We start from the raw sequence: 16,444 nt of genomic DNA, 5'->3' as shown, positions 1-16,444 counted from the left end.
CCGGATGATCGCTCTGCCGAGGCGCACGCCGATCGGGCAGGCCGCCCTCGAAGCCTGCGATCTCTCGGTCGAGTTGGGCGGTCGCACCATTCTCGATCATGTGGATGCGGTGGTGCGCGCCGGCGAGGTGCTTGCGCTGGTCGGCCCGAACGGTGCGGGCAAGTCCACGCTGCTCGGGGCGTTGAGCGGCGACATCCCGTCGACCGGGGTGGTGCGCCTCGACGGGCGGGAACTCGGCGAGTGGCCACTCGGCGAACAGGCTCGCGCTCGAGCCGTGCTCACCCAGAACAATTCACTGGCCTTTCCGTTCACCGTGCTGGAAGTGATCGAGATGGGGCGCGCGCCGTGGCGCCGCACGCCTCGCGAAGCCGAAGACGAGGCCGCCGTCGCCGAGGCGATGGCGCGCACTGAGACATCGACTTTCAGCGCACGGATCTTTCCGTCGCTCTCTGGAGGAGAGAGCGCCCGTGTGTCGCTCGCACGAGTGCTGGCTCAGCGCACCGGTGTGCTGCTGCTCGACGAACCCACCGCGGCACTCGACATCCGTCATCAAGAAGAAGTGCTCGGCATCGCACGCGAGCGTGCCCAGTCCGGCGACGCCGTCGTCATCGTGCTGCACGATCTGAACCTCGCCGCGGCCTATGCCGATCGGATCGCACTGCTCGAGCACGGCACGGTGACGGCAGCGGGAGCCCCGAGCGACGTGCTCACGGCCGAACGCCTCAGCCGCGTCTACCGGTATCCGGTCGACGTGATCGAGCATCCACGCACTCGGCAGCCGCTGGTGCTGCCGCGTCGCGGGGCCGGATCTTCCCTAAACTCACGAGAGGAATCAGCGTGAAGAACTCAGCGCGTGCAGCGACACGGCGTCATTCGGGTCATCTCGGTCGCATCCTGCGGGGCCTCGCACTTGCCGCCGTCGGCCTGATCGCAGTGGGCGCCGCAGCGGTACCGCTGCCGGCCGAACCGGCACAGGCCGCCGGCCCGACCGTCGTCGCCACAGTCGAGGGGCGACCCGACCTCGTCAATGTCGCAGACAACCAGTATCTGACGACGCTCGATGTGTCGGGCAGCGGATTCGTGTCGAAGAAGAACGGATTCGGCGGGGTCTACGTGCTCTTCGGCTGGGCCGGGCAGAACTGGAAGCCCAGCACCGGCGGAGTGGACGGCATCGACCGCAAGTACGTCTACGACGATGAGTCCAACCCGACCGGCTACATGCTCTTCGTGAGCTTTCCCGGCAGCGAGACGCAGTACGCCGCCAATGGCGGTCTGCTGAACGCCGACGGCACATGGCATGCGAAACTCATGGTTCCCGGTCCGACGTTCCAGTACAGCGATCGAGACGGCAACAAGGGCAGCGTGAACTGCCTGGAGACGCAGTGCGGCATCATGACCGTCGGCGCCCACGGCGTCAAAGAGCCGGCGAACGAGTCGTTCACCCCCATCAGCTTTCAGCACATCTCTGACTCGGGAAGAAAGGTCGACGTGCAGGCCGGGACGACCGGCCAGACGTCGGCACAGGGAAAGACGCTCGAACAGCAGGCCACGGGAGGCTCAGCAGGTGTGACAGCGCCTGACGCAGCCGATGCGCGACCGGCCACTGTGCCGACCAGCCCTGACCCTGCGGCTCTGACCGATGACAACAGGGGAGACCTCCAAGTCACCGTCAGAGACACCCAGCTGAAAGTCACCGATGCCGCGGCCGACCCTGCCTCGTGGACGGGATTCTTCGTGATGTCCGACCCCCGGTTCACCGGATGGTCCAAGCCGAACTCGGTCGGAGAGTTCGATGTGCGACTTCCCGACGACGTCGCCGACGGCGAGCACCGTCTCGTCGCCGTCAACGCGCAAGGCGATGTGACCGGATGGACGACCTTCGATACGTCCGGTCAGACGGGCGCGGTCAGCACGACCGATGAGCAGCCCGCCCCGAACACGCCGCTGATCATCGCCGCAGTCGTCGTCGGCGTCATCGCGCTGCTGGTGATCGCTCTGCTGATCTTCGTGCTGCTGCGCAGGCGCCGCAGACAGCCTGCTCAAGAGGACTGACCGCCATGACTTCTCACACCCACACAGAAAAGAGAGCACACATGTACAGAACAGGACGACCGCGCCCCGTGCGCGGCGCGTTGGCAGTCGGCCTCTCCGCCGTCCTCGCCATCGGCGGTGCCATCGCCGGCACCACGTTCGCCTCGGCGGCGGATGACTCCAAGACCGTGTCCGATGCGACGTTCGCCTGGGGCATGAACCACGAGTCGGGCAACGGCGGGTATATGCCCGGCAGCTGCAACTACCTGGTCGCAGGCAAGATCCCGAATCCGGGCACGGGCAACACCCAGCTGACCAAGGCCGGCTATGACGGAGCGACGGATGCCGGCAACGCCAGCGTGCTGAAACCCGACCTGCAGGGCACGCTCTCACCGGCGACGTGGGAGAACAGCTGCCTGTCGGTCAACGGCAAGAGAGTCGCAGCCGGAGCCCACGCCGATGTGAATGACTACAGCCTGAACGAGGTGCACCTCACCAAGGGCACCGGCGAGATCGATTCGGTCAAGAACACCGCCGACATCGCCTGGCGGGGATCATGGACGGTCGTCTACTACAGCGGCCTCACCCTCTGGTACGCCGCTGATCCGCATTTGTCCGTGAACACCGACGGCAGCGCGACGATCACGGCGACGGCCAGCGGGTTCGGCTCGTCGATGGAAGATATGACGCAGTGGGTGAGCATCCCCGACCGGCAGATCACCCTCGCCGACTTCTCCGCCGGCTCGGTGAAAGTCACCGAGACGGGTGTGACGACGAAGGACGGCAAGCCGATCACGCCGCAGTACGAGGGCGTGCAGGTCACAGATGACACGGGGCAGGTGCTCAACCCCTCGGGCAACCCCCAGGGATCGTTCCCGCAGAGCTTCGTGGACTTTCAGAAGCTCACCGGGCAGAGCTCCTACTGGTACTCGTCGAATGGCGGTGCCGACCCGAACAAACCCGCGACTGCGGTGACCGTCGGGTACACGGCGCAGGCGAAGGGCATTGCCCCGACGATCACCGCACAGCCGGCCGACGCGACCGTGGTCGAGGGCAGAGACGCCACGTTCACCGTCGCAGCTGCGGGCACTCCACAGCCGACCGTGCAGTGGCAGTCCAAGGTCGGCACGTCTGACTGGGGCGACGTCGCCGGTGCCACGGCCACGACGCTCACAGTCAGCTCGGCCGCGCTCACCGCCTCGGGAACCCAGTACCGTGCTGTGCTGACCAACACGATCGGCACGGCGACGAGCACCGCAGCGACGCTCACCGTGCAGCAGGCGGCCACGCCGGTCACTGCAGTCACGGTCGACTCAACCGATACGACCGGGCTCGGCATCACCGTCGCCGGCACGAACTACACGAACCTGCCGGATTCCTCGGTCGGCGCATTCCTGAACAACGGCGTCTACGCCGCAGTCATCGACTCGGCCACTGACCTGGCCACGATCGATGAGGCCTCTGGATTCATCGGCGAGGCGAAATGGATCGCTCAGAAAGACATCGTGGACGGTGCATTCACAACCCAGCTGAAAGCTCCCGCAGACAAATTGGACCGCACCCGCACCTATCAAGTGCTGATCTGGCGCGCACATGGCATGCCGACCGGCAACGCCGTCATCGATCGGCGGGACATCTCGGTGACCGACGAGCAGTGGGATCAGGTCTTCCCCGAGTCTGTGCAGATCACCGGCCAGCCCGAGAGCACGACCGCGCGCGCAGGACAGCAGGCGACCTTCACCGCGACGGCGACAGGCCTCCCTCTGCCTGCCGCGACATGGCAGAGCAAGACGGGCGACGCAGACTGGACTGACGTTCCCGCGACTTCGGTCACCACGACGTCGCAGCGCCCCACCGTCACCACGCATCTGACGATCGATGCGGCGACCATCGCGCAGAACGACACGCAGTACCGGGCCGTCTTCACGAATCCCGCCAGCGCTGCCGGTGTCACCACCGACCCGGCGAGGCTCGTCGTCAACGACGTGCCCACAGCGGTTGCCAAGCCCACGGTCACGAAGTCGAAGACCTCGGTCGTCGAGGTCTCCTGGCAGAAGCCGGCCGAGAACAACTCGGCGGTCACCGGCTACACGGTCACACTGACGCCGGCTGACGGCAGCGCCCCGCAGACGGCCAAGGCCGCTGCCGACGCCACGAGCAGCGTGTTCGACGGACTCGTCGCTCCGGGGGTCGCCTACACCGCGACGGTCACGGCGGCCAACGACCTCGGCGCGTCGGCAGCATCCGCCGTCTCCGACCCCGTCATCGCGACCCCGAGGCTCGCCGCCGGCGTGACCGGCAGCGTCTCGACCGCACCGGCGCAGAATCTGCTGCAGGTACAGGTCGATGGCAGCGGGTTCGTGCCGACCGATCTGCCGCAGTACTGGAGCGATGGCAGCAAAGTGTGGAAGGACTCGGCCGGCGTCTATGCCGCGCTGGTTCCGGCAGACGTCGACCTAAACACCATCACGGCGACCGATGGCCATCTCGGTGTGCAGTACGTCACCAAGTTCGGCCCCGGTGCCCTCGCCGACGGCACGTTCACCACGACACTGCAGGTGGCGGCCAAAGATGACGAAGGGCAGCCCCGGCTGTCTCGCGACCAGTCGTACAAGATCATCGTCTGGAACGCGCACGGCCTGCCCCAGTCGCCGAATCAGCCTGCCCTGCTGGCCGAAGCCCCGGTCAGCATCACGACGGCGCAGTTCGATGCGCTCTACCCAGAGAAGCCCGTCGTGCAGTCGCAGCCGACCGACCAGACGGCAGTCGAGGGCGACGATGTCACGTTCAGCGCCGAGGTCAGCGGGGCCCCGGCACCGAAGCTGCAGTGGCAGCGTTCGACCGACGGTCAGAACTGGGCCGACGTCGAGGGTGCCACCGAGTCTGCTCTGACCCTCAAAGCGGTGACGCTCGCCCAGAACGGCGAGAGCTACCGCCTCGTGGCGACGAACGAGAGCGGCACCGTGTCTGCGCAGGCAGCCAAGCTCACGGTCGAGGCCAAGAAGGCCACGCCCCCGGCAGCAGACAGCGACGAGGACGGGGCGAATCCGGTCGTCGGCGATGAAACGACGCGCGGTCAGGCGAAGACCGAGACCTCGGAGCAGGAGACCTCGGAGCAGCAGCTCGCCCGAACCGGTCAGGGGATCGCCGGAGGTGCCATCGGCCTCGCGCTGCTGGCCGGCGGCCTGCTGCTGACCCGTGCTCGTCGCCGTCGTGACGATCAGGCGTCTCAGCACTGATCGCACTGGCCTCTTGTCAACTGGCAGGACAGCAGCTGACAAGAGACCAGACAGATGAATGAGCTGGGGTGCGATCTGCGATGCGGGTCGCACCCCGGTCTTCTCGACTGGTGGCACAGCACCGGTCACATTTCGAGGGAACAGAACGGTTGATGGGCAAGCAGATGAACGAGTCGGCACGCAACGAGTCAGAGTCGAGCGGTCAGCGGCGGCCAGAACCGCGGGCGGATGCCGCGGTCGCCTCGCGCAGGCGGCGCCGGGGGCGTGGTGTCGCTGCAGTGCTGACGCTGCTGGCGGTTGGAGTCGGCGGCGGCGCGTTTGCCCAGGCCGCGGTGACGGCGGTGAAACCCGAGAGCAATCTCGTTGCGATCGAGGATGCGAGCTTTGCCTGGGAGATGAACAACGAGTCAGGCAACGGTGCGTTCATGCCCGGCAGCTGCAACTTCCTCGTTGCCGGAAAGGTGCCCGATCCCGGACGCGGCAGTCAGCAGATCGATGAGGCCGCCTATGACACGGCTCGTCAGAACGGTGCCGGCAACGTGCGCGTGACCAGGCCGTCGGCAGACCGCAAGACACGCGTCGACTCGACGTTCGCCGATCGCTGTCAGTCGGCGAACGGAACCAAGCTCGTCTCCGGCGTGCACAAAGACGACGGAGACTACAGCCACAACCGCATCGAGATCTCTGGCGGAACCGGCAGCGTCGACTGGCGCACTGGCGCGGGAACCATCCAATGGCACGGCGCATGGACCGTCGCGTACTACAACGGGCTGACATTCTGGTACGCAGCAGATCCCAAGCTCACCGTCAACGCCGACGGCAGTGCGAAGATCACTGCGACCGGCAGCGGATTCGCATCGTCGATGGAGGACATGACGCAGTGGAGGCCGGTCGAACCGAGAGAGATCACTCTGGCGACGTTCGACAAGGCGAAAGGCCGTGCCGCGCTCGCGGAGGGGGCACTTCGACGGGCCGACACGACTGATCAAGAGGCCGTGGGGTTCGACATCCTCCCCGACTACGAAGGCGTCAGGGTGAAGGACGACTCGGGCACGGTGCTGAACGAGACGGGCAATCCACAGGGCTCCTTCCCACAGGACTTCGTGAGCTTTCAGCAGGCCACCGGTCAGGGTGCGTACTGGTATTCCTCGAACGGCGCAGCCGATGCGAACAAGGTGGCTGCGCCCGTCACCGTTCGCTATGGCAACGCACCCGTCACGCAACAGGTGACGGTGAACAGTGTCACCGGGGGCGACGGCGGGAACAGCGCCGCACAACCGGCACCCGCACCGGCTGCCGACTCGCAGCCTCAGACCGCGACGGCTCCACGGCGAACTGAGGCCTTGGGCACGGACTCGGCACCGGCTGCAGCCTCCGCGCTGGCGGCCACACCCGCACAGCTGCAGACGATCGACGACCTGACCGCCGCGATTCAGGATGGGCGGGTGCAGCAGATCGAGGGCACCGAGGCAGGACTTGCAGACTCCTTCGCCTGGGGCGACCAGCTCGCTCTCGGATTCGCCTGGCCCGAGGATGACGCGGAGGCCACCGGGGGAACCGTTATGGCCTATCCGGGTGCGCAGTATGTCGGGGGCTTCGCCGTCACCGACGGGCAGGTTCGCCTCGTCGTGGACTCGTCGGCGCTGCCACAGGGCGACGATGGCGACCGATATTTCGTCTTCTTCGGCAACACAGGAAAGACGATCGCGGTGCACACGATGCAGCGCGGCACCGCTGCTCAGGCGTCTGCGCAGCAGCCCGAGGCCGAGGAGCAGGCAGCTGCCCCAGAACAGCGCAGCGGCGACTCGTTGTGGACCACGCTGCTCATCGTCGCCGGGGGAGTGATCGTGATCGCCGGTGGGGCCAGCCTGCTGCTGCTCAGACGGGGTGGCCGAAGATGACCGCATTGCGACTAAGGTAGAACATACACACGAGCGTTGCTCTTTCAATCGAACAAGTGCTCGTGGCGCGCACGACCACACACAGAGACAGATGAGGTGCCATGACCATGACAGCGACGAGCAGGGAACGACCGGCTGCTGCGACTCCCTCGGCCCGGCTGCGCGACGCGACTGTCGCCGAGCATTCTGCGGCCGAGACGAAGACCTTCATCGCCGACCTCATCGAAGGTCGTCTCACCCTCGCCGACTACACCAGATATCTGGCCCAGCTCGCCTATGTCTATGAGGCTCTGGAGAACCGCATGTCTCGAAGCGAGGAGCCTGAGTTCCTGCATGATCCACGACTGCACAGATTCGCTGCGGCACGCCACGACCTCACCGAACTGGGCGTTCTCGACTGGCGCGCCGAGCACCCGGCGCTCGCCGCCACTCGTCGATACGTCGAGCATCTGCGCACCGTCGCGGCCGACAACGACATGGTTCCCTACCTGGCCCAGCACTACACCCGGTATCTCGGTGATCTCTCGGGCGGGCAGGTCATCGCGACGATGATGTCGCGGCACTACGGTGCGACCGAAGACCAGCTCACGTTCTATCGCTTCGACCAGATCGACAAACTGGTCGGCTACAAGCGGGCCTATCGCGAGCATATCGACCATCTCGGCCTGGACTCGGCGCAGATCGATCAGCTCGTCGCCGAATCGAAGCGCGCGTATCGGCTCAACGCCGACCTCTTCGACGACCTCGGTCGCACACGCTGACCCTCGCGATCACAGCAGACGCTTCGTCTCGATGTCGTGCGGCGGCAGTGCGATGGCCCGATACTTCTCGAGCAGCACATGCGGGCGCTTCACGCCGAGCCCCATGAGAGACCAGCTCCAAATCGATTCGGCCTTGTCTTCGAGGTCGACGACTGGCTCGAGCCGGTAGCGCAGCACGACGCCGAGCGTCGCGTCGACGATGCTGTCGCTGGCAGTCTTCACCTCGATCGCGCCGTCGACCTCGCCGTCTTCAAGAGCCTCGGTCAGGTACTCGGCCACGAGCTGCCGTGCGGTGAACGGCGGGGCGGGCAGCGTGACATCGAGCACCGGTGCATCGAGCAGCAGCGAGATGGCGGCCCGCTGGTAAGGCCCGGTGCCGTTGTCTGCGAGAAAGGTGCGCATCATCGTGATGAGGCCGGCGAGCCCGGTGCGATTGGTGTCGTCGACGAGCTCGTGCATCGTCTCCCAGCGCTCGAACTCGGCCTCGAGCAGCGCGGTCGCGATGTCGGCCTTCGTGTCGAAGTGATAGCGCAGAGCGGTCTTCGGCTTGTGCAGCACGGCCGTGATGTCGGCCAGAGACGTCGCCTCGTAGCCGCGTTCGCCGATGGCGGTGGCCGAGGCGTAGAGCAGCTCGGCGCGCGTTCGAATGGCCTGGGCACTGCGGTGCGAGCCTGATGCGGTGGGGCCGGCGCCGTGCGTTTCGACCCGTCGATAGGTGCGAGGTGTCATCTCATGCCTTCCGGATTCGAGCTGACTTCATTGTAAAGTACGGGCTCTTCACGACATATGAAAGTAAGGCATGCCTTATCACTGGCCGAGATGCAGCCCGGACGGCGGCGAGCTCAGCGCATCCAGCGCCGCCTGCGCATTGACGCGTCCAGAACGCTCGGCCGTGATCGTGCTGGCCTGCGGGCCGTAGCCGGCCAGAATCAGGGCTGGATCGCGATGCGCGACACCGTCTACCACTCTGATCCCACCGGCCTGCTCCCGCAGGCCCAGCCCGGTCAGGTGCCTGAGATCGGGGCGAAACCCGGTGTCCCAGATCACGGCGTCGAGTGCGATGCGTGTGCCGTCGACCAGCACCGCACCGTGCTCGTCGAGTCGGCGAAACATCGGCTGTGGCCGCAGCCCGCCGCGCTCGTACAGATCTCTCATGTATGACGAGACCGGCACATCCGTCGTGCTCACGATGCTGGGCAGCGTTCGACCGGCGCGCGCGGCCTCGTCGGCAGCGGCGACGGATGCGCGGCCCGCTTCGGCACTGAGACCGTGCGTGGGCACGATGCGAACCGGTCGCCTGGCGAACCAGCAGGTCTGGGCGGCGACGCCGTCGAGCTCGGCGAGATGCTCGATGGCCGATGTGCCGCCGCCGACGACGCCGACCCGCTGCCCGCGGAACTCCTCGGCCGATCGGTAGTCGTGTGTGTGCAGCTGGCGGCCGGCGAAGCGGTCTCGGCCCGGGTACCAGGGCAGAAACGGCGCACCCCACGTGCCCGCCGCGCTGACGACGACCTGTGCGCGAATGCGGAACGGCCCGGCGGCGCTGGTGCCGACGACCTCGAAGCGGTCTGCCCCGGTCTGTCGGGCACGAGGCAGCCGGGCGACGCGCTCGACCCGATGCCCGTGGTGCACCTGCAGGCGAAAATGCGCCTCGTATGCGCGGTAGTAGTCGACGACCACGTCGCGTGCGGGACGCTGCCGTTCTGCCGTCTCGAAGCTGAGCCCGAGATCGCGCATGCCCGGCAGATCGTGCACGCGGTGTGCGTCGCCGAGGCGCATGGCCGGCCAGCGATGCTGCCAGGCCCCGCCTGCATCCGCGTCGCGGTCGACGACCACCATGTCGACGTTCGGGCGCAGCCCACGACGCAGCAGCCAGTACGCGGTCGAGAGACCTGCCTGGCCGGCTCCGATGACCACGACGGGCGCACGTGCGGGCACAGGGAGCGAACGATCGGAGGCCTCGAATTCTGACACAGCGATCTCAGCGACGACGGCCCCCATTCCATTCCCGGCCGGATCGTCGGGGCAGCCGGATCGCGGGGCAGGAGGCCGGCCGGCCGACTAGACTCAGCGGGATGGCTACTACCTCTCCTTTTTCGCTTCCACTTGACGTGGACGACTCCTCATTCGACCTCGACGGCGGCGCGACCGTGCGCCGAACGGTGCTGCCCAACGGCGTGCGGGTGCTCACCGAGAACATGCCCGGCGCACACTCGGTGACCTTGGGCATCTGGGTGCCGGTCGGCTCACGCGACGAGCACGAGGGGCAATTCGGGTCGACGCACTTTCTCGAGCACCTGCTGTTCAAGGGCACGCCGACGCGCACGGCCATGGACATCGCCGTGGCCTTCGACGAGATCGGCGGCGAATCGAACGCGCTGACCGGCAAAGAGCACACCTGCTACTATGCCAAGGTGCGCGACGCCGACCTCGGAGTCGCCGTCGACGTGCTCACCGACATGGTGATCAGCTCGGTGATCGACCCTGACGAGTTCGAGCGCGAGCGCAAGGTCATTCTCGAAGAGCTCGCGATGAGCGAAGACGACCCCACCGACGTCGTGCACGAGCTCTTCTCGTCGCTCGTGTATCGCGGCGAGAGCCTGGGGCGCCCGATCGGCGGCACTCCCGAGTCGATCAGCGCGGTCGGGCGCGACGCCGTCTGGGCGCATTACCGTGCGAACTATCGCGCCGAAGACATCGTCGTCACCGCGGCCGGAGCCATCGACCACGATGACCTGCTCGCCCGACTCGGCGAGGCGCTCGCAGCCGGAGGCATGGGAGCATCCGCACACGGCGCCCTGCATCCGCGGCGCGCGCGCGGCTCGCTGTCAGCACTCGCCGAGCCGAGCTTCGACCTGCGTCAGCGCGACGCCGAGCAGGTCAACCTGATCATGGGCACGCGCGGCATCGCAGGCTGGGACAACCGCCGCTTCACACTCAGCGTGCTCAACGGCGTGCTCGGCGGGGGCATGAGCTCGCGCCTGTTCCAAGAGGTGCGCGAGCAGCGCGGCCTCGCCTACTCGGTCTACTCGTTCGCAGGCACGTACGCCGACGCCGGGTCGTTCGGCCTGTATGCCGGCACCCGGCCCGACTCGGCGCCTGAGGTTGCGCGTCTGATGCAGGACGTCATGGCCCGGTTCGCCGAGCAGGGGCCGACTTCTGCCGAGCTCGCGCGTGTCAAGGGACAGCTCTCCGGCGGCATCACGCTGGGGTTCGAAGACAGCTCGCACCATATGACGCGTCTGGGTAAGTCAGAGATCGGGCTCGGGGAGCTCTGGGATCTGCCGGCGACGATCGAGCGCATTCGCGACGTCACCGCCGAGCAGGTGCGCGACCTCGCCACCCAGCTCGTCGCCGGGCCGCTGCAGATCGCCGCCGTCGGGCCGATCGACGCCGATCGACTGCGGGTGAGTGAGCTCCAGTCGACGGGCTCGGCAGCACAGGCGCACTGACGATGACCGAAGTCAGTCGTCGAGGCTTTCTCGAGCGCACCGGGCTGATCGCCGTCGGCGCGTTGGGCATCGGGGCCATGGGGTCGACGCTGGCCGGCTGCTCGCAGGCCGTGTCGACGGCTGACGCAGAGGCATTCACCAATGCGCTGCACATCCCGGCTGAGGCGCCGGCCACCGTCGACGCGGCAGGCATTCGCCGATTCGCGCTGCACGCCCAACGGGGCAGCACCGAGTTCGTCTCGGGAAAGACCGCGCAGACCGCCGGCTACAACGGCGACTACCTGGGGCCGACGCTGCGGGCGAAGCCCGGCGAGCACGTCGCGGTCGACTTCATCAACGGCCTCGACGAGGCCACGACCGTGCACTGGCACGGCATGATGCTGCCGGCCAGAATGGATGGCGGCCCGCATCAGATGGTCGACGCCGGCGGCGACTGGCACCCTGACTGGACGATCACCCAGCCGGCTGCGACGCTCTGGTACCACCCGCATCCGCACGGCGAGACTGCGCAGCAGGTGTACCGAGGGCTGGCCGGACTCTTTCTGATCGACGACCCCGCTGTGAGCCGGGCCGGCGTCCCGAGCACCTACGGCGTCGACGACGTGCCGGTGATCCTGCAGGATCGTTCGTTCACGAGAGACGGAGACCTCTCGATGTCAGGCGACGCCTCGGCGTTCGGCCTGCTCGGCGACAGCATTCTCGTCAATGGCACGCTGCTGCCGCACTTCACCGTCACGACCACACGCGTGCGTCTGCGCATCGTCAACGGGTCGAACGCGCGCGTTTACCACGTCGAATGCGACGATCAGCGCGCCTTCTCGGTGATCGGCACCGACACCGGGCTGCTGGAGCAGCCGGTGAGCGCGACGCAGGTGCTGCTGAGCCCGGCCGAGCGCATCGAGATCGTCATCGAGCTGCAGCCCGGCGAGCGGGTGATGCTGCGCAGCGCCAAAGGCGGCAACGACGTGCTCGACAACGCCGATTTCAACCTGCTGAGGCTTGACGCCGCCGAACAGCTGCAGCCCTCGCCGCCGCTCGCAGCCGATCTGCCCGGCGCTCGGGCCGCCGGTGCGCCTGCCGTCGGCAGCAAGGCTCGCGACTTCTCGTTCGACAACGCCAACCGCATCAACGGGCTGTCGATGGACATGGAGCGCATCGACGAAGTCGTTCCTGCATCGGCGCTCGAGGAATGGCGGGTGGCGAACACCGTCGACCCGCATAACTTTCACATCCACTCCTGCTCGTTCCGTGTCGTCGAGTACGACGGCGCCGAACCGCCTGAATGGATGCGCGGGCCGAAAGACACCGTCTTCGTGCCGCACGCCACACGCGTGCGCCTGGCTGTGCAGTTCGGCTCTGACACCGATCCGCTGACGCCCTACATGTATCACTGCCACCTGCTGCGGCATGAAGACGAAGGCATGATGGGGCAGTTCGTCGTGGTCGAACCGGGAACCGAAGGCGGCGTCTCACTGCGCCTGCCCGCCGCACACCAGCACTGATGCACTGGTGGGCGCGCGGCTCAGTCTTCGGTCATGTAGTCGTGCAGCGGCTGGCCGGTGCCGTCTGTGCGGTAGTTGGGCGCCTTCGCCAGAATGAGGATGCCTTCGACCAGGCCCCAGATCGTGGAGACGACGGCGAGCATGCCGAGCGACAGCACGGTGATGAGCAGCTGTGCTACGGCGAGCCCGGTCTTGCCGAGGTAGAAGTTGTGCACCCCCACGGTGCCGAAGAAGATGCCGAACAGGCCGGCGGCGATGCGACTCTTGTACTGGGCGACCGGCTGGTAGGGCGCCGGGTACGGGGCCTGTCCCGGTGCCCCGTAGGTCTGACCCGGTGCTCCGTAGGGCGGGGGAGCGGGCGTCGACGGGTAGGCTGGCGGGTCGAACTTGGGCAGGTCTGGATTCGTCATGTCTCCAGCCTAGAAGAGCACCGGGCCGGGGCGCGTCAGAAAGTCAGATGCAGGCGAAAATAGCCGGGGTCCATCAGCGACTCGGCATACTCGACCAGCGTGCCGTCGGCTGCTCGCGTGACGCAGCGCGACACCAGAACGCTCGATCCGGCGGCACCGCCGAACAACTGCGCATCGCGCTCGCCGAGCGCACCGACGTCGACCCACTGCTCGCCAGACGCCGCGACCAGACCGGCCTCGCGCAGAGTCGCGATGATCGAGTCGTCGACCAGACCCCGCTCGGTCAGTCCGTCGAGCTCGGCGACAGCCGGCACCAGCGATCGCTCGAGCGAGATCGTGCGCGCCCCGACCACTTGCCGCACCCGCTCGATGCGCAGCAGCTGGTCGGCCGGTGCTGAGAGCGAGCCGAGCAGCCCGGCCGGCAGTTCCGAAGCTGCCACCCGCTGAATCGAGAGCAGTCGAACGTGACCGACCGCACCCTTCTGCTGAATCGCGTTCGCCCAGCCCAGCGCAGGTTCGGCATCCACCGGATGAAACGTCACGAACGAGCCGACGCCCGGTCGCGTCGTGATGAGCCCCAGATCGGTCAGTGCGGCCAGTGCCTGACGCACCGTGTTGCGGCTCGCAGCGAAACGCCGACCGAGCGCGGCCTCGCTGGGCAGCGGCTCGTCGGCGGCGAAGACCCCGGCCTGGATGTCGGCTGCGAGAGCGTCGGCGATGCGCTCGTGCTTCAGCGGAACGGAACGGGGTCTCTGCATGCCCATCATCGTACCCGGCGGCGTCGACCGGGCCGGGCCGCCCGCCTAGAATGACGTGCATGTCAGATTTCGATCGCATCCTGGAGCGCTCGGCGCAGCTGCTCGACGGGCCGGCCACCGACGCACGCATCTCGACGCTGCTGCGCTCGCTGCCGCATATCGACCCGGCCCAGCTGACGCCGTGGGTGCGACAGCAGACCCAGAGCGCGAGCAGCGACGCGGTGACACCTGACGAACTGCGGCTGATCACCTCGCTGATCGACCTGACCAGCCTGTCGGCGAACGACACCCCCGAGAGCGTGGCGGCTCTGGTGCGACGTGCGGTCTCGCCCGAGGCCGATCTCGTGCGGCCGGCGTTGCTGCCCGCGACGGCCGCGGTCTGCGTGCACGCCGACCTGGTGGGTGCTGCTCGGGTCGCGCTCGATGATGCGGCGGATGCCCCGGTCGCGCTCGCAGCCGTGGCCGGCGGGTTTCCGCATGGTCGGTCGCCGTTCGCGGCGAAGGCCGCCGAGGTCGAATACGCCGTGGCCGCAGGGGCAGACGAGATCGACATCGTCATCGACCGCGGTGCGCTGCTCAGCGAGCGCTATGCGCGGGTCTACGACTGGGTGCTCGCCGCACGACGCCTGGTGGAGCGCGGCGACGGCACCCGTGCGCATCTCAAAGTCATTCTCGAGACGGGAGAGCTGCCCAGCTACGACTCCGTGTTCCATGCCGCGATCATCGCGCTGCTCGCCGGCGCCGATTTCGTCAAGACGTCGACCGGCAAGGGGCAGGCCGGAGCGACTCCGGAGGCTGCCGCCGTGCTGCTGCAGGCCAGTGCGCACTGGCGTGAAGAGACCGGCGAGACCGTCGGGGTGAAGGTCTCCGGAGGCGTGCGCGCGGTGGAGCAGGCCAGGGCCTACCTGCGCTTGGCGCGGGTGATCTGTGGTGACTCGTTCGTCACCCCGGCGTCGTTGCGCTTCGGCGCATCGGCACTGCTCGATGACGTTCTGCGCACGCTCGAGCCGCTGCGCTGACCGCATCGCCGGACACGGCGGCGGCCCGCACTACACTGAACGCATGACTCTCAACATCTCTGTCACCGGCGCCACCGGGCGCATGGGACGGCTTGTCGCCGACATCATCGAGAATGACGACCGCTTCGCGCTGCACTCCACGCTTGATTCGCACAGCCCGCTGAACGAGATGGACGGCGCCGACGTCGTGGTCGACTTCACGATCTATGACGCCAGTCGAAAGATCGTCGAGCACGCGCTGGCCCATGGCATCGACGTGGTCGTCGGCACGTCGGGATGGAACGCCGAGCGCATCGCCGAGGTCGCCGACCGGGCCGACCGCAGTTCGCTGGTGATCGTGCCGAACTTCTCGGTCAGCTCGGCGCTGGCCACCAAGCTCGCGCAGTTCGCCGCACCGCTCTATGACTCGGTCGAGGTGGTCGAGGCGCACCCCGCCCGCAAGAAGGACTCACCGTCGGGCACCGCGGTTCGCACGGCCGAACTCATCGCCGCCGCCCACGGGCCCTATGCGCAGCCCAACACTGATCAGACCGCTCGTGGCCAGCTGGTCGACGGCATACCGGTGCACTCGCTGCGCCTGCAGGGAGTCGACGCCGTGCAGCAGGTCATCTTCGGCGGCACCGCTGAGACGCTGACGCTTCGGCATGACACGCTGAGCATCGACGCCTACCGTGACGGTATCGCGCGCAGCATCGTCTTCGCACACGAGCAGACCGGGACGACCATCGGCCTCGCCGACGTCATCGGGCTCTGAGATGGATCGTCACGCACAGTCGCGGGCGCTGACCCTGGCGATCGTCATGATCGTCTTTCTCGCTCTGTACATCTTCACGGTGTTCGAGCGGGCCTTCCTGCTGATCGGCCTGCACGACCCGATCGCGCAGACGATGGGCGTCGTCCTGCTGCTCTTTCCGCTGCTCGGCGTCTACGTGATCTACGCCGAGATCCGCTTCGCCGTGTGCGCCAACCGGCTCATCGCGAGGCTGTCGCACGAGGGGGGGCTCCCCACTGACGACCTGCCGCTGAGCCCGAGCGGCAGAGCCGATCGCGACGCCGCCGCACAGCGCGTCGGCGCACTCTCCGGGGTGGTCGAGCAGGCCGGAGAGCGCGCCACCTGGCAGGATCTCCTGCGCCTGGGCCTCATGCAGGATGCCGCCGGTCATCGATCCGACGGTCGGCGCACCATTGTGCGGGCCATCCGCGCCGAGCGCAGATCTCCTCAGCCGGGTGCGGCTCAGCGCGGCTGACCTGCGCCCAACCGTGCAGGAGCACTCGTGCCCTGCAGGAACTTGTGTCGTGCCGGAGCACTTCAAGCGTGCAGGAGCGCTTGTGCAGTGCAGGAGCATTCGCACCAAGCGGGAGCGCTCAGAC

The 16,444-nt window shown here is 67.4% G+C and carries 14 protein-coding genes; 10 read left to right on the top strand and 4 right to left on the bottom strand.

Going from position 1 to position 16,444, the window contains the following annotated elements; genetic code table 11:
• Positions 1-4: 4 nt before the first annotated feature.
• The 5 genes from LRX77_RS02920 to LRX77_RS02900 all read left to right on the top strand — a co-directional run bounded on the left by LRX77_RS02920 (position 5) and on the right by LRX77_RS02900 (position 7,932).
• Positions 5-841, top strand: coding sequence for a heme ABC transporter ATP-binding protein (locus LRX77_RS02920; protein WP_231831343.1), 837 nt, complete (start codon positions 5-7; stop codon positions 839-841).
• The gene (locus tag LRX77_RS02915) at positions 838-2,052 is read left to right on the top strand and encodes an EGFR-like transmembrane domain-containing protein (RefSeq protein WP_231831342.1); all 1,215 of its coding nucleotides are present in this window, start codon (positions 838-840) and stop codon (positions 2,050-2,052) included. Before LRX77_RS02920 ends, LRX77_RS02915 begins: the two co-directional genes overlap by 4 nt.
• Before the next feature lie 41 nt (positions 2,053-2,093).
• Entirely contained in the window at positions 2,094-5,270 is a 3,177-nt protein-coding gene (locus LRX77_RS02910; RefSeq protein WP_231831341.1) for an immunoglobulin domain-containing protein, read from the top strand.
• Between the two features lie 152 nt (positions 5,271-5,422).
• The gene (locus LRX77_RS02905; RefSeq protein WP_231831340.1) at positions 5,423-7,171 is read left to right on the top strand and encodes a hypothetical protein; all 1,749 of its coding nucleotides are present in this window, start codon (positions 5,423-5,425) and stop codon (positions 7,169-7,171) included.
• 101 nt (positions 7,172-7,272) lie between these two features.
• Positions 7,273-7,932: a biliverdin-producing heme oxygenase gene (locus tag LRX77_RS02900; protein ID WP_231831339.1), complete on the top strand. Its 660-nt coding sequence runs from the start codon at positions 7,273-7,275 to the stop codon at positions 7,930-7,932.
• 9 nt (positions 7,933-7,941) lie between these two features.
• On the opposite strand, the gene LRX77_RS02895 is transcribed toward LRX77_RS02900, so the two are convergent.
• The gene (locus LRX77_RS02895) at positions 7,942-8,661 is read right to left on the bottom strand and encodes a TetR/AcrR family transcriptional regulator (protein ID WP_231831338.1); all 720 of its coding nucleotides are present in this window, start codon (positions 8,659-8,661) and stop codon (positions 7,942-7,944) included.
• 78 nt (positions 8,662-8,739) lie between these two features.
• Entirely contained in the window at positions 8,740-9,906 is a 1,167-nt protein-coding gene (locus LRX77_RS02890; protein ID WP_231831337.1) for an FAD-dependent oxidoreductase, read from the bottom strand.
• Between the two features lie 101 nt (positions 9,907-10,007).
• On the opposite strand from LRX77_RS02890, the gene LRX77_RS02885 reads away from it, so the two are divergent.
• Both LRX77_RS02885 and LRX77_RS02880 read left to right on the top strand, forming a co-directional pair.
• Positions 10,008-11,384 carry a M16 family metallopeptidase gene (locus LRX77_RS02885; RefSeq protein WP_231831336.1) on the top strand — a complete coding sequence of 459 codons (1,377 nt, stop codon included), beginning with the start codon at positions 10,008-10,010 and terminating at the stop codon, positions 11,382-11,384.
• 2 nt (positions 11,385-11,386) lie between these two features.
• Positions 11,387-12,886, top strand: coding sequence for a multicopper oxidase family protein (locus LRX77_RS02880; protein ID WP_231831335.1), 1,500 nt, complete (start codon positions 11,387-11,389; stop codon positions 12,884-12,886).
• Positions 12,887-12,906: 20 nt separating this feature from the next.
• On the opposite strand, the gene LRX77_RS02875 is transcribed toward LRX77_RS02880, so the two are convergent.
• On the bottom strand, positions 12,907-13,296 hold the full coding sequence (locus LRX77_RS02875) for a TM2 domain-containing protein (RefSeq protein WP_231831334.1): 390 nt from the start codon (positions 13,294-13,296) through the stop codon (positions 12,907-12,909).
• Positions 13,297-13,331: 35 nt separating this feature from the next.
• On the bottom strand, positions 13,332-14,054 hold the full coding sequence (locus LRX77_RS02870; RefSeq protein ID WP_231831333.1) for a GntR family transcriptional regulator: 723 nt from the start codon (positions 14,052-14,054) through the stop codon (positions 13,332-13,334).
• Between the two features lie 59 nt (positions 14,055-14,113).
• Between LRX77_RS02870 and deoC the strand changes: the two genes are divergently transcribed.
• Genes deoC through LRX77_RS02855 form a run of 3 tightly spaced genes read left to right on the top strand, consistent with a single transcriptional unit; the run spans position 14,114 to position 16,320 of the window.
• The gene (deoC, locus tag LRX77_RS02865; protein ID WP_231831332.1) at positions 14,114-15,073 is read left to right on the top strand and encodes a deoxyribose-phosphate aldolase; all 960 of its coding nucleotides are present in this window, start codon (positions 14,114-14,116) and stop codon (positions 15,071-15,073) included.
• Between the two features lie 43 nt (positions 15,074-15,116).
• The gene (gene dapB, locus LRX77_RS02860; protein WP_231831331.1) at positions 15,117-15,827 is read left to right on the top strand and encodes a 4-hydroxy-tetrahydrodipicolinate reductase; all 711 of its coding nucleotides are present in this window, start codon (positions 15,117-15,119) and stop codon (positions 15,825-15,827) included.
• 1 nt (position 15,828) lies between these two features.
• On the top strand, positions 15,829-16,320 hold the full coding sequence (locus tag LRX77_RS02855) for a hypothetical protein (RefSeq protein WP_231831330.1): 492 nt from the start codon (positions 15,829-15,831) through the stop codon (positions 16,318-16,320).
• Positions 16,321-16,444 lie beyond the last annotated feature (124 nt).

It is taken from the genome of Pseudoclavibacter sp. 13-3 (assembly GCF_021168475.1).
Classification (GTDB): domain Bacteria; phylum Actinomycetota; class Actinomycetes; order Actinomycetales; family Microbacteriaceae; genus Pseudoclavibacter_A.
This window is presented reverse-complemented; position numbering and strand designations above follow the sequence as displayed.

Coding starts and splice junctions, on each gene's coding strand:
- LRX77_RS02920 (WP_231831343.1), top strand. CDS start 5: ATGATCGCTCTGCCGAGGCGCACGCCGATCGGGCAGGCCGCCCTCGAA.
- LRX77_RS02910 (WP_231831341.1), top strand. CDS start 2,094: ATGTACAGAACAGGACGACCGCGCCCCGTGCGCGGCGCGTTGGCAGTC.
- LRX77_RS02905 (WP_231831340.1), top strand. CDS start 5,423: ATGGGCAAGCAGATGAACGAGTCGGCACGCAACGAGTCAGAGTCGAGC.
- LRX77_RS02900 (WP_231831339.1), top strand. CDS start 7,273: ATGACCATGACAGCGACGAGCAGGGAACGACCGGCTGCTGCGACTCCC.
- LRX77_RS02895 (WP_231831338.1), bottom strand. CDS start 8,661: ATGACACCTCGCACCTATCGACGGGTCGAAACGCACGGCGCCGGCCCC.
- LRX77_RS02885 (WP_231831336.1), top strand. CDS start 10,008: ATGGCTACTACCTCTCCTTTTTCGCTTCCACTTGACGTGGACGACTCC.
- LRX77_RS02880 (WP_231831335.1), top strand. CDS start 11,387: ATGACCGAAGTCAGTCGTCGAGGCTTTCTCGAGCGCACCGGGCTGATC.
- LRX77_RS02875 (WP_231831334.1), bottom strand. CDS start 13,296: ATGACGAATCCAGACCTGCCCAAGTTCGACCCGCCAGCCTACCCGTCG.
- LRX77_RS02870 (WP_231831333.1), bottom strand. CDS start 14,054: ATGCAGAGACCCCGTTCCGTTCCGCTGAAGCACGAGCGCATCGCCGAC.
- deoC (WP_231831332.1), top strand. CDS start 14,114: ATGTCAGATTTCGATCGCATCCTGGAGCGCTCGGCGCAGCTGCTCGAC.
- dapB (WP_231831331.1), top strand. CDS start 15,117: ATGACTCTCAACATCTCTGTCACCGGCGCCACCGGGCGCATGGGACGG.
- LRX77_RS02855 (WP_231831330.1), top strand. CDS start 15,829: ATGGATCGTCACGCACAGTCGCGGGCGCTGACCCTGGCGATCGTCATG.